Origin of the sequence: Methylocella sp. CPCC 101449 (assembly GCF_031921685.1) — a bacterium.
GTDB lineage: Bacteria > Pseudomonadota > Alphaproteobacteria > Rhizobiales > Beijerinckiaceae > Terripilifer.
In genome coordinates, this window is record NZ_JAPDHU010000002.1 from 792,716 (window position 1) to 804,762 (window position 12,047).

Annotated in this window: 12 protein-coding genes; 8 read left to right on the plus strand and 4 right to left on the minus strand. The window is 61.8% G+C overall.

The genetic code is table 11. The features are described 5' to 3' along the window. Positions 1 to 42: 42 nt before the first annotated feature. The 4 genes from OIM99_RS14490 to OIM99_RS14505 form a co-directional block, all read right to left on the minus strand. Positions 43 to 474, minus strand: coding sequence for an SRPBCC domain-containing protein (locus OIM99_RS14490; RefSeq protein WP_311851132.1), 432 nt, complete (start codon positions 472 to 474; stop codon positions 43 to 45). After that, positions 471 to 794 (minus strand): metalloregulator ArsR/SmtB family transcription factor, encoded by a 324-nt coding sequence (locus tag OIM99_RS14495; RefSeq protein ID WP_311851133.1) that lies wholly within the window; start codon positions 792 to 794, stop codon positions 471 to 473. Before OIM99_RS14495 ends, OIM99_RS14490 begins: the two co-directional genes overlap by 4 nt. 82 nt (positions 795 to 876) lie before the next feature. Beyond that, positions 877 to 1,449, minus strand: a complete 573-nt coding sequence (locus OIM99_RS14500) for a hypothetical protein (protein ID WP_311851134.1) — start codon at positions 1,447 to 1,449, stop codon at positions 877 to 879. A 109-nt stretch (positions 1,450 to 1,558) separates the two neighbouring features. Continuing rightward, the gene (locus OIM99_RS14505; RefSeq protein WP_311851135.1) at positions 1,559 to 2,440 is read right to left on the minus strand and encodes an EcsC family protein; all 882 of its coding nucleotides are present in this window, start codon (positions 2,438 to 2,440) and stop codon (positions 1,559 to 1,561) included. Positions 2,441 to 2,920: 480 nt separating this feature from the next. On the opposite strand from OIM99_RS14505, the gene OIM99_RS14510 reads away from it, so the two are divergent. The 8 genes from OIM99_RS14510 to OIM99_RS14545 all read left to right on the plus strand — a co-directional run bounded on the left by OIM99_RS14510 (position 2,921) and on the right by OIM99_RS14545 (position 12,029). Then, positions 2,921 to 3,517: a transglutaminase-like cysteine peptidase gene (locus OIM99_RS14510; RefSeq protein ID WP_311851136.1), complete on the plus strand. Its 597-nt coding sequence runs from the start codon at positions 2,921 to 2,923 to the stop codon at positions 3,515 to 3,517. Positions 3,518 to 3,652: 135 nt separating this feature from the next. Further along, positions 3,653 to 4,174 (plus strand): hypothetical protein, encoded by a 522-nt coding sequence (locus OIM99_RS14515; RefSeq protein ID WP_311851137.1) that lies wholly within the window; start codon positions 3,653 to 3,655, stop codon positions 4,172 to 4,174. A 139-nt stretch (positions 4,175 to 4,313) separates the two neighbouring features. Then, a complete protein-coding gene (locus OIM99_RS14520; protein ID WP_311851138.1) occupies positions 4,314 to 5,003 on the plus strand; it encodes a protein-L-isoaspartate O-methyltransferase in 690 nt (229 codons plus the stop codon). A gap of 240 nt (positions 5,004 to 5,243) precedes the next feature. Next, complete coding sequence (locus OIM99_RS14525; RefSeq protein ID WP_311851139.1) at positions 5,244 to 6,584, plus strand: TolC family outer membrane protein; 1,341 nt, start codon at positions 5,244 to 5,246, stop codon at positions 6,582 to 6,584. A 216-nt stretch (positions 6,585 to 6,800) separates the two neighbouring features. After that, positions 6,801 to 7,493, plus strand: a complete 693-nt coding sequence (locus tag OIM99_RS14530) for a DUF2497 domain-containing protein (protein ID WP_311851140.1) — start codon at positions 6,801 to 6,803, stop codon at positions 7,491 to 7,493. 113 nt (positions 7,494 to 7,606) lie between these two features. Continuing rightward, complete coding sequence (locus OIM99_RS14535) at positions 7,607 to 10,393, plus strand: valine--tRNA ligase (protein ID WP_311851141.1); 2,787 nt, start codon at positions 7,607 to 7,609, stop codon at positions 10,391 to 10,393. 396 nt (positions 10,394 to 10,789) lie between these two features. Then, positions 10,790 to 11,278 (plus strand): MarR family transcriptional regulator, encoded by a 489-nt coding sequence (locus OIM99_RS14540; RefSeq protein ID WP_311851142.1) that lies wholly within the window; start codon positions 10,790 to 10,792, stop codon positions 11,276 to 11,278. 22 nt (positions 11,279 to 11,300) lie between these two features. Next, positions 11,301 to 12,029 (plus strand): class II aldolase/adducin family protein, encoded by a 729-nt coding sequence (locus tag OIM99_RS14545; RefSeq protein WP_311851143.1) that lies wholly within the window; start codon positions 11,301 to 11,303, stop codon positions 12,027 to 12,029. The last annotated feature ends 18 nt before the right edge of the window (positions 12,030 to 12,047 follow it).

Here is a 12,047-nt window from a genome sequence, read left to right on the forward strand (position 1 = left end):
GGGAACCTCCTTTGAAGATGTGCTGAGCGCGATGGGGGCAAATCAGTCCGGTCGCGCCAGAATCTGCTCGAGTTTCGCCAGGAATTGCGGCCAGCCTGCCTTGGCACCACCGAAGGCCTGTTTCTGATCCGGCCGGAAGCCCAACTGTTCCACGCGCAAATGAGTTCCGGCGCCTGTCGGCGTCAGCGTGAACGTCACCACGCTCTTCAGGTCATAAGCTGGATCGTCGTGGGCGAAATTCCACGCATAGGCCAGTTTCCTGTTCGGCTCGATGGCGAGGACCTCGCAATCCAAAACGCCGCCCCATTCGCCGCGCAGGTTGAAGCGATGGCCCATGGCGAGTTTGAAGTCGTTCTTCATCAGCCATTCTTCGATCAGATGCGGCTGCGTCAGTGCGCGCCAAAGCTTTTCCGGCGGATGAGAAATCTCGCGCTCGACGACGACGGAGAGCAGGTCGGTGGCGGTATCGGTCATTGGTCCATCCTTTTCAGAAGGTCTTCGAGTTGATCGAACCGGCTTTCCCAGAAACCGGTCATCTGGCTGGTCCAGTCGATCAACGGGGCGAGAGCGCGGCGGTCGGCGCTATAGTGGGTAAGGCGGCCGTCTTGGCGGTCACGCACCAAGCCAGCCTGTTTCAAAACCCCAAGGTGCTTGGAAACGGCCGGTTGCGAGACGCCGGCCTGGGCGGTCAGGGCACTGACCGTCTGCTCGCCCTCGCGGCACAGCCGCTCGAAAATGGCCCGCCGGGTTGGATCGGCGAGGGTTCGAAAGAGGAGGTCGGGGGCGTTCGTCATCGCAATCAATAACTCGTTGGTTATTGATTGACGCATAACTGGTGAGCTATGGATTAGTCAAGCGAAAGCTTGATCTTGTGGATCAGCGCTTGTTGAGACCCATGATTTCGAGCCCGGTAGGACCGGCGGCGCCGGTGAGCCGCGGCGCGTTGCAGCTGGTGGAAGGGGCCGCATCCGCCGCCTCGCGCGCCAATTCATTGGCATTGCGATTGGCTTTCACGTCGATGACGGCGACGAGGCAGTCCTGATCCGGCGCCAGTTTTACCACGGCCAGGGCCGAGGCTGGGCGTCCGTCCTCATCTCTGGCGGAGAGGCGTAGGATGGCGGCGGTCGGCGTGCGCTCACCGCGCCATTCAATTCTGGGTCCGGCATCGTAGGGTGTCAGCACGTCGAGGCTCTTGCCGTCCTTACGCGCAAGGGTCGTGCGCACCATCAGGCCGTGATAGGTCACGCTCACCTCACGCTCGGCAAAGCCGCTGCAGCGATAGAGCAGGGGCTTGAAATCCTCATGCGGCTTGATCTGGCGCGACGCCTCTTGATCGAGCTTGCAACTCGTGTTGCCGAGATTGGTGTAACGGCTTTCAGCGGCCGAAGCAGGCAGGGCATGCAGGCTCGCGGTCGCGAACAGGGCGAGCACACAAAAGCGCATTCTCATGATCTCGCTCCAGATAAGGGTATCGTCACTGGAGCCTTAGGGCTTAGTGTCCGGCAAGGATGTGCGTTTTATCACGGCGATGCGTATACGCTGGGCCCGCTGCCTTCGTCTATTCCACTTCGCGATTTTCGCGCCACACCGCCGCCAGCCGATCGTATTCCATCCGGATCTGTTCCGGACTGTATTTGCGTTCCAAGCGGCGGACGGTGAAGTGGCCGCGTGCCAGGCCCTGGAAGTGATCGACGAAGGCGTAATTGATGCTGGCACCGGCGATGGCGCCGAGCACGGGCACGGCCTGCGCCGCGGCTTTCTGGGTGACGACGACACCAAAGCGCGCTGCGATCTGCGTGATCAGCTTGACGAAGACCGGCGCGCTTTCCTGCGCGGCGCCTTGCGAAGCCAGATATTTTGTCGCTTCGCCGATGGACTTCGCCAGGAAGGCGCGGGCGGCGAAATAGGCGCTCTCCATTTCGTTGTCGACTTCGGAGCGGCCGCCGAGCGCGAACACTTCCATACAGGCCAGCGCCGTCTGCGGATCTTTCAGGTTCTCGCCTTCGCTGCGCGCGATATCGGCGATGGCGCGCAGAATGATGGTCGTCGAAATCGGCAGCTCGATAGGCAGGGCGGCAATGCCGAGCGCTCCACCAGCAGCGCCAGACGCGGTCGCCAATGTCTTGTGATAGAGCGTGTTCGACGATCCCGGTTTCTGATCGAGGCTCTTCAGCGCGATCTTCATCGCGCCTTTGAGGGCGATCGAGGCGGCCTTGTTGGCGATGGTGCGCACCCGTGCCGGAACGAGGACGCCGATGCTGGAAATCTGTTTGCCCAGCACATGGGTCAGCCGCGCCGTCATCGAGGTATATTCAAGCAGGCGGACAGCCTCGGCGAGCGCCTGCTCGTCTTCCGGCGCCAAAGGGCTGAAGATTTGCGACGGATCGGGTTCCACGACCTTCAGGTGCGGCGCGTCTCTAAGCGGATGTACGTCGGGCATAGGCATTCCTGCGAAAGGGGCTGCGTCCATCCGACGATCCGGCTTGACCATTTAAATGTGGGCCTGCCGGTCGTCGTTGCAAGATCGATAAATCACGACCGAAAAATACGGGGGCAGGCTGCATCAGCCTGTCGACTTTTTTGCGAAATTAACGGGTCTAGGGCGGCCATATTAACCAGTTTTCGGCCGGTTTTTCGCCCGCCCGTTAATACTTGCAGTTTTATGCGTATTTGAGCATGCGAGGCACGGTTAGGCCGAACGGGTAGAAGATGTCATAAAATCATATGGATAGTATGATTGCATCGAATTTTACCCAATCTCCTTACGCTTCGTTATACTTGATGCTCGCCAGAATAAATATGAACGTATTCGCGTAAAAAGCGCTCTTTTCATTTCAATCGACAGAAAAGCCGCCCTGCAACACTGGCCCCATAAGAAAACAGGGGCGGTGTTATGGTCAGGTCGATTACGAAGATTGCGGTGGCGACAGCCATTGTATTTGCTGGATATCTTCTCGGTCAGTCTTCCACGCGGGCGCAGTCGCTCAAGCCGTTGTACATTGCGGTCGGCAGTTCGACTTTGGTGCCTTACGGCTGGGTCGATTTCTGCAAGCGCTATGCGGGTGAGTGCAACACCAAGGAAGTGCCGGCGGCCGACGTCAATTATACGGCGCAGACGGCTAAGCTGATGAAGCGCATCAATTCCTGGGTGAACAGCAACATCAAGGCCAAGACCGATCAGGAACATTGGGGCGTGGTCGATCGCTGGGACTATCCGACCGACGGCGTCGGCGATTGCGAGGATTTCGTGCTCCTCAAGCGTCGCCTGCTGATCGAGGAAGGTTTTCCGCGCCAGGGTCTGCTGGTGACGGTGGTGAAGGATGAGAAGGGCGAGGGCCATGCGGTCCTCACCGTGAAGACCAGCCAGGGCGAGTTCATCCTCGACAATCTCGTCGACGAGGTGAAGCCGTGGAACAAGGTTCCCTACAGGTTCGTGAAGCGTCAGTCGCAGACCGATCCGAACCTGTGGGTCGACATCGGTGTGGAGACGACCGCTCCCCTTGTGGTCTCCCGCTGATACCTCCGAGAGAGGCAACTCAAGCCGGGCGTGAGCCCGGCTTTTTTGTTGCGCGACAGGTCGAAAGTCACGTTGACGGTCAAGAAGAAAAGGAGGAGCTTTCGCGCACCGGTCTCATCGACACGGGAGGTTGTTATGAAAATTGTGAGCTGTTTTGGTTTCGTCGCCGCCACCGTCTTCGTTGGCTCGCTCGGCGCCACTCTACCGGCGCAGGCGCAAGCCAATGCGATGAAGGTCTGCGGCGAGAAATGGCAGTCCGCCAAGGCCGCCAACACCACCAACAATCAAACCTGGCAGCAATTCCTGGCCTCGTGCCGCAGGGACATGGCCGCCACCCCGGCGGCAGCGCCCGCTGCACCAGCTCCCGCACCCACAGCCGCGGCTCCGGCATCACGCGCGCCGACCGCCAGCGCCGCCGCGCCGGCTCCGCGCGCTCCCGCCGCCAATGCACCCGCCATGCCCGCGTCGGCGGCGCTGTTCCCGACCGCCGTCTCACCGAAATATTCGACCCTCTCGCCGGGCAAGCAGCGCGAAAAGACCTGTCTCGATCAATACAATGCCAACAAGGTCGACAATTCCAACGGCGGCCTGAAGTGGATTCAGAAGGGCGGCGGCTATTACAGCCAGTGCAATACCCGCTTGAAAGGCCAAGGCTGAGCCATATTGGCGCAGCCATCTGCCGGGTATCCCGACGCTCCGTGCATGGACAGGGCGTCCCACCCGGCACTATAAGTCGGATGAGTGCTGAGTCCGGGTTCCCTCGGACTCAGCCGTCCCCTTATTCATCGGGCTGAAAATGCTGGATTATCAGGCTGTTCCCACCATCGAGGCCTTGCGGCAGACGATGGTCGATTGCCAATTGCGCACGTTCGACATCACCAACCGCGATGTGTTGGCCGCAGCGCTCGACGTGCCGCGCGAAATTTTCGCGCCCGGTGTGGCCTCGGCCGTGGTCTATAGCGACCGCATGCTGGACATTCCGGGCAGCCAGGGGCGGGCGATGCCGGCCCCCATGGTGGTCGCCCGCCTGTTGCAGGCGGCGGACCTGTCGCCAACTGATAAGGTGTTGGTCGTCGGGTCGGGCACTGGCTACACCGCCGCTTTGGCCGGCCGGATCGCCGGCAATGTCGTCGCTCTCGACAATGAGGCTGCGCTGACCGAGGCCGCCAGCGCCAATTTCGCGCGAATCGGCGCCGCCAACATTCAAGCTGTGACCGGCGATTTGGCCGCCGGAGCTCCCGCCCAGGCGCCTTTCGACGTCATCGTGATCGACGGTGCCATCGAAGCCGAGCCGGAAGGCCTGTTCGAGCAACTGGCCGAGGGCGGCCGGCTCTACACCATCGTTCTGCCCGAGGGGGCCGCAGGCTGGCGTGGCAAAGCGTCGGTTTTCGAGAAGAATTCCGGGCGCGTGGGTAGCCGGGTACTGTTTGATGCCGCGGCCCGGCCGCTAGAGGCGTTTCGCCGCAAACCGGCTTTTAGTTTCTAAATGAGTGATTTGTGTCGCATTTTTGCGTCACCAGGAAAAAATAGCCGCCTGGGCGGGCGGCGACGGTTTAAAAGTCGTAATCTGCCACGAACTACCGGTGCGAAACTTAAAGAAGCGGTTAAAGTCACCGCGCGGGCAAAGAGGTCAATCTTGATTGTGTCGGTCGAACGGTCGTGGGACGGGAAGGCAAAGCGTCCAGCCTTAGGGCGCGTATCACCGCGCCTACTGTTGGCGCTGTCGATGGTTGCTGCATCCGGGGGCTTCGTTCCGGTCAGCGCGGAAACGATTTCCGGCGCGCTGTCGCGCGCTTATGTGAACAGCCCCGATCTGAATCAACAGCGGGCGGCGACGCGCGCCATCGATGAGAACGTGCCGAAGGCCACGTCCGGCTATCGGCCCACCATCACCGGCCAGGCTCAGGCCGGCGTGCAGTATCTTGGCACCAACGCTTCTGGCCGCGCCATCAATTCGCATACGACGCCGGGTTCGTTCGGTCTCAGCGTCACGCAGAACATCTGGAACGGCAACCGCACGATCAACGGCGTGCGCCAGGCCGACTCGCAAGTGCTGCAGTCACGCGAGCAATTGCGCCAGAGCGAGCAGCTGCTCCTCGCCAATTCCGCCGCCGCCTATATGAACGTGCTGCGCGACACGGCGATCCTCAATCTGAACAACAACAACGTCGAAGTGCTCGCCGAGCAGCTTCGTCTGACGCAGGATCGCTTCAAGGTCGGTGAAGTAACGCGCACCGACGTAGCACAGGCCGAAGCCTCGCTGGCTCAGGGCCGCGCCAACGCGGTCGTCTCGCAAGCCACCTTACAGACCTCTCTCGCCGCTTACCGTCAGTTCATCGGCATTGATGCCAGGAGCCTTGATCCGGCCCGTCCGCTTGAGCGCATGGTGCCGCGTTCGCTGAACGACGCGCTCAACCGCTCGCAGGCCGAACATCCGCTGATCCAGGCCGCCTTGCACAATGTCGATGCCGCCGCTTTGGCGGTGAAGATCAACGAAGGCGCGTTGATGCCGACGGTCGGCGTCACCGGCACTTTGAGCCGTGCTTATGAACAGCAGGGCATTGTCGGGATGCATGCGACGACCGCCTCCGTCATCGGCTCGTTGAGCATGCCGCTCTATGATGGCGGTCTTAGCTATGCGTCGATCCGTCAGTCGAAGGAATTGCTCGGGCAGGCGCGTCTGCAGGCCGATCTGCAACGCGATCAGATCCGCGCCAATGTGATCTCCGCCTGGGGCCAATGGGACGCGTCAGCGCGTGTCATCCAGTCGACGCAAGCGGCGGTTCGCGCCGCCGAAATCGCTTTGAACGGTGTGCGCGAGGAAGCCAAGGTCGGCCAGCGCACCACGGTCGAAGTGCTCAACCAGCAGCAGGCGCTGCTGCAGTCGCGCGTCAATCTGATCTCGGCGCAACGCGATCGCGTCGTCAATTCCTATGCCCTGGTCTCCGCCGTCGGTCAGTTGACCGCGACCACGCTCGGTCTGCGGGTCAATGCTTACAACCCCGGCATTCACTACGAGCAGGTGAAGGGCAAGTGGTTCGGCACCGGCATCCCTGACGGACGCTAAGATCAGCACCGCATCCCCCGTCGGGGATGCGGCTGTTGCAACAGCGACTTGGTGACGGGGGGGGCTTGCCGGCCCTTCAAGACCGGATCAATCTACTCTTAACGAATCATTCTGTGGGCTGCACCGTTTCAGCCTCGTCGTGGGCTGCTGTCCGATCGAGTCGGCGTGTAGGTTGCGCGCAGTATGAAACGGTTTGAGACAAGGAAGCGGCCGGCCATGAATGCGATTCCAGTTCCGCAGAGCGCTCCGTCCTCGGCATCGTCCAAGGCTGGCAGCGATCCGACGATGGAAGAAATTCTCGCTTCGATCCGGCGCATCATCGCCGACGACCAGGTGCTGCCGCTGACGCCGCGTCCCGCGCGGCCGACATTGGTCGAGCCGCCGCCGGCACCAACGCCGCCACCTCTCGAAGCGCGTCGCCCTGAGCCGGTCGAAAGGCCGGCGGTGCAGGCCAAGGCGCCAGACCCTGTGCCGGCCGAGCCGGAGATCCCCGAGGACGTCGCCGCCTGGCTCGATGAGGCGGCGCTGCCGCTGCGCTCGTCCATCGTCGAACAACCGACCGTGGTGCCGCCACCGCGTGTCCGCCGGGTCAGCGACGAGGCGGAATTCGTCCGGACCGTGGATGAGGCCAGAAGCGAGTTCAGGGCCGAAGCCCGTCCCGAACCGCGGAAAATCAGCGCCGAACCGGCGCCGCCGCCGCTGCTGTCGGCGCAAACCAATGCTAGCGTCACCTCCGCCTTCCAGTCGCTGGCGCAGTCGGTCCTGCTGCGCGATCCCGACGTGATGGAGAATCTGGCGCGCGAACTGCTGCGGCCGATGCTGAAGCAATGGCTCGACGACAATCTGCCGACCCTGGTCGAACGCCTGGTTCGCACCGAGATCGAGCGGGTAGCGCGCGGCGGCCGCTGATTTGGGGCGCATCGCGCACCTGCCGTGACGCTCCGGTTGACTTTACCGGCACCGCCCTGTTTCTGACGGCTTTCGTGACTTAATCTGGGCGAAAGCCGGAGCAGCGTTTTTAGATGATGGACAAGACATTCGACCCCGGCGCGGTGGAAAATCGCGTCGCGCGGGCTTGGGACGAAGCACAAGCCTTCAAGGCTGGCCGGCCGGAGAGGGCCGATGCGCCGCCGTTTTCGATCGTCATCCCGCCGCCCAATGTCACCGGCTCCCTGCACATGGGGCATGCCCTCAACAACACGCTGCAGGACATTCTGGCGCGTTTCGAGCGTATGCGCGGCAAGGACGTGCTGTGGCAGCCGGGCACCGACCATGCCGGCATCGCCACGCAGATGGTTGTCGAACGCCAGCTCGCCGAGCGTCAGCAGCCAGGCCGCCGCGACATGGGTCGCGAAGCCTTTCTCGAAAAGGTCTGGGAGTGGAAAGCCGAGTCCGGCGGCGCCATCGTCAATCAGCTCAAGCGCCTCGGCGCATCGTGCGATTGGAGCCGCGAGCGCTTCACTATGGACGAAGGCCTGTCGCAGGCCGTCGTGAAGGTCTTCGTCGAGCTCTATCGGCAGGGCCTGATCTACAAGGACAAGCGGCTCGTCAATTGGGACCCGAAACTGCTCACCGCCGTGTCCGATATCGAGGTCCTGCAGGTCGAGACCAAGGGCAACCTCTGGCACTTCAACTATCCGGTTGAAGGCGAGATCTACGACCCGGAAAATCCGCTGACCTTCATCACCGTGGCGACGACGCGGCCCGAGACCATGCTCGGTGATACGGCGGTCGCGGTTCATCCCGAGAACGTCAAGCTCGGTCACTTCATCGGCCGCCGCGTCGTGTTGCCTTTAGTCGGCCGCACCATCCCGGTCGTCTCCGATACGTATGCCGACCCGGAGAAGGGCACCGGCGCGGTGAAGATCACCCCGGCGCATGACTTCAACGACTTCGAGGTCGGCCGCCGCCATAACCTGCCGCTGATCAACATCTTCGATCAGGAAGCCAAACTGATCCTGCGCGACAATGCCGACTTCCTGGAAGGCGTGCCGGCGAGCGCCGATCTCGAGGCGGTGATGGCGCTCGATGGCAAGGATCGGTTCGAAGCGCGCAAGCTGATCGTCGCCATGATGCAGGAGCGCGACCTGTGTCCGACGATCGAGCCCAATGTTCATGCGGTTCCCCATGGCGATCGCTCCAACGTGGTCATCGAGCCTTGGCTCACCGACCAGTGGTATGTCGATGCCAAGACCCTGGCGCAGCCGGCGATTGCGGCCGTCCGTGACGGGCGCACCCAGTTCATTCCGAAGAACTGGGAAAAGACGTTCTTCGAGTGGCTGGAAAACATCCAGCCCTGGTGCATCTCGCGCCAGCTCTGGTGGGGTCATCAGATCCCCGCCTGGTATTCGCCCTGGGGCGGCATCTATGTCGCCGAGAGCGAAGAAGACGCTGTCACGCAGGCCTTGGCCGATGCGGTGACGCGCGAAGTCTATGACGATGTCGAAGCCGGCCGGATCGCTCAGGATCCCGACCAGTGGAAGACCTTGCTCACCCGCGACGAGGACGTGCTCGACACCTGGTTCTCCTCGGCGCTGTGGCCGTTCTCGACGCTCGGCTGGCCGGGCGAGGACGAGACTTTCGTCAAGCGCTTCTATCCGACGAGCGTGCTTGTCACCGGCTTCGACATCATCTTCTTCTGGGTCGCCCGGATGATGATGATGGGCCTGCATTTCATGGACGAGATTCCGTTCCGCGACGTCTACATGCATGCGCTCGTCCGTGACGAGAAGGGCGCGAAGATGTCGAAGTCGAAAGGCAACGTCATCGATCCCTTGAACCTGATCGATACTTACGGCGCCGATGCCTTGCGCTTCACGCTCGCCGCCATGGCGGCGCAGGGCCGCGACATCAAACTGGCGACGCAGCGCGTCGAAGGCTATCGCAATTTCGCGACCAAGCTGTGGAACGCTTCGCGCTTCGCTGAGATGAACGGCTGCGCCCGCGTTGCCGGTTTCGATCCGGCCGCGGTGCAGGAGACGCTGAACAAGTGGATCATCGGCGAACTGGCCCGCGCCACCGGCGAAGTGACCACGGCGATCGAGACCTATCGCTTCAACGAAGCGGCCGCCGCGGTCTATCGCTTCGTCTGGAACATCTTCTGCGACTGGTATCTGGAACTCGGTAAGCCCGTGTTGCAGGGTGCCGAGGATGGCGCGGCCAAGACGGAAACGCGCGCCACCACGGCCTATGTCATCGATGAAATTGCCAAACTGCTGCATCCGTTCATGCCCTTCATCACCGAAGAGCTGTGGGCGATCAAAGGTGCGGAAGGGCCGAAGCGCGAGAGCGTGCTGGCGTTGGCCGCATGGCCGAGCAATGTCATCGCCGGCGATGAAGCGGCGGAGGCCGAGATCGGTTTCGTCGTCGATCTGGTATCAGAAGTGCGCTCGGTGCGCGCCGAAATGAACGTGCCGGCTGGCGCGCAGATGCCGCTGGTTCTCGCGGGTGCCGATGCGGAAGTGCGGCGCCGGGCAGGGGCGTGGGATGCGACCATCAAACGGCTGGCGCGTCTGTCCGAGATTTCCTTTGCCGATGCACCGCCGCCGGAATCGGCGCAGATGATCGTGCGCGGCGTCGTCGCGGCTCTGCCGCTCGCCGGCATCGTCGATCTGGCCGCCGAGAAGACACGTCTGACGAAAGAGATCGCCAAGGAAGAGGGCGAGGTTCGTCGGGTCGATGCCAAACTCAACAATGCTGATTTCGTGCGTCGCGCGCCGGAAGAGGTGGTTGAGGAGAACCGCGAGCGGCGCGAAGAAGCTCTTTCGCGGATCGGCAAGCTGAAGGCGGCGTTGGAACGCCTGCAATAACCATTCGGCATACGAATGATTTAATGAAACGCGCGCTCAAATTGGGCGCGCGTTTTGCTTATCAACATATACTCGCAGTATGCAAAAGGCCGGCTATCATTTGTTGATTCATCAATTGTCTTTACGCGCCGTTCGCTGTTACCATCCTTGGATAACAACGACGCTGATATCAGCGCGGGGAGGAAGGCATTCGAATGGCCGGAGCGGCCCATCGTGTGGGCGGCATTCCAACGGTCGATTTCCAACCATGCAGACTGAGTGGACGTTGCGTCCCTGGGTGTAGGCATGTGGCCATGAGTCACCCGGCTGGTCAGGCAAGATTTTAGAACGGACAACATAGTGAAATTAGCAATGTCGGAACGTCATCCGAAAGCCGATGAAAGGGAGAGACGGGCGATGGCTCGGGGAAGCGGATCTTTCACCCCACGTGACGAGACGATCGGCTTCCTCCTCTGGGATGCCCGTCGCGCCGTGGCGCGTGAGTTCGACCGCACTCTTGCGCTGCATGGGCTGCGCAATGGCCTGTTCTCGGTCCTGCGTGTTTTGTGGGACGAAGACAGCCTCACCCAATCGGAGATCGCGCGGCGCAGTTGTCTCACCGGCCCGACCATCGTTGGCGTCGTCGCGCAGCTCCAAAGTCAGGGCTTGATCGTCCGCACGCCCTGTCCAACCGACAGCCGCAAGCGCAATATCGAACTGACCGACGAGGGCGTGCGTTTGCGCTCCGTGGTCCTGCCGTTGATCGAGGACAATTCGGCGCGGGCGCTGGCTGGCTTCTCGGCCGCCGAACAGGCGCAGCTCAAAAACATGCTGCTGCGGATCCGCGCCAATTTCATGGTTGACGACGACGATCCAAACGACGAAACCGGTCAGGATAATTCTTAAACCAATATCCTGGGAGGATAGGATGACCGGCCTCGCCGCCGTGATCGAAGATCTCGTCACGGCCAATCGTGTTCTCGCCCGCGAAAATATTCTCGATTCCTTCGGCCATATCAGCGCCCGCAACCCCGACAATCCGCGGCAATATCTGCTGTCGCGGGCACGCGCTCCCGATTGCATCGAGGAAGCCGACATCATGACGTTCGAGCTGGACGGCACGGCGGTCAACCCCGGCGGCCGCAAACCCTATCTCGAACGGTTCATTCACGGCGCCATTTATGAAGCGCGGCCGGATGTGCACGCGATCATTCACAGCCATGCGGCGAGCATCATTCCCTATGGCGTCACCGGCTGGCGCATGAAGCCGATCATGCACATCTGCTCGGCCATCGGCAAAGACGTGCCGATCTGGGATTCAACCGACAAGTTCGGCGAGACCAATCTGCTCGTCGCCGACATGGCCATGGGCCGCGATCTGGTCCGCACGTTGGGCGATGGCATTACGGCGCTGATGCGCGGCCACGGCTGCGTGGTGGCCACGCGCAACATCCGCCTTTGCGTGTTCACCGCGATCCAGCTCGAACTCAACGCCAAACTGATCCGAGAAGCCATGACCCTCGGCCAGATCAAATATCTGACGGAAGGCGAGGTCGAGCGCATCCTGGCGGGCATGTCGTCCTACACTTGGGAGCGCGCCTGGGAGAACTGGTGCAAGCGGGCAGGCCGACCCTATGTCGGGCAGATCGTCGACTAACCTAGAGCTAATATGTCC

Coding starts and splice junctions, on each gene's coding strand:
- OIM99_RS14490 (WP_311851132.1), bottom strand. CDS start 474: ATGACCGATACCGCCACCGACCTGCTCTCCGTCGTCGTCGAGCGCGAG.
- OIM99_RS14495 (WP_311851133.1), bottom strand. CDS start 794: ATGACGAACGCCCCCGACCTCCTCTTTCGAACCCTCGCCGATCCAACC.
- OIM99_RS14500 (WP_311851134.1), bottom strand. CDS start 1,449: ATGAGAATGCGCTTTTGTGTGCTCGCCCTGTTCGCGACCGCGAGCCTG.
- OIM99_RS14505 (WP_311851135.1), bottom strand. CDS start 2,440: ATGCCCGACGTACATCCGCTTAGAGACGCGCCGCACCTGAAGGTCGTG.
- OIM99_RS14515 (WP_311851137.1), top strand. CDS start 3,653: ATGAAAATTGTGAGCTGTTTTGGTTTCGTCGCCGCCACCGTCTTCGTT.
- OIM99_RS14520 (WP_311851138.1), top strand. CDS start 4,314: ATGCTGGATTATCAGGCTGTTCCCACCATCGAGGCCTTGCGGCAGACG.
- OIM99_RS14525 (WP_311851139.1), top strand. CDS start 5,244: ATGGTTGCTGCATCCGGGGGCTTCGTTCCGGTCAGCGCGGAAACGATT.
- OIM99_RS14530 (WP_311851140.1), top strand. CDS start 6,801: ATGAATGCGATTCCAGTTCCGCAGAGCGCTCCGTCCTCGGCATCGTCC.
- OIM99_RS14535 (WP_311851141.1), top strand. CDS start 7,607: ATGATGGACAAGACATTCGACCCCGGCGCGGTGGAAAATCGCGTCGCG.
- OIM99_RS14540 (WP_311851142.1), top strand. CDS start 10,790: ATGGCTCGGGGAAGCGGATCTTTCACCCCACGTGACGAGACGATCGGC.
- OIM99_RS14545 (WP_311851143.1), top strand. CDS start 11,301: ATGACCGGCCTCGCCGCCGTGATCGAAGATCTCGTCACGGCCAATCGT.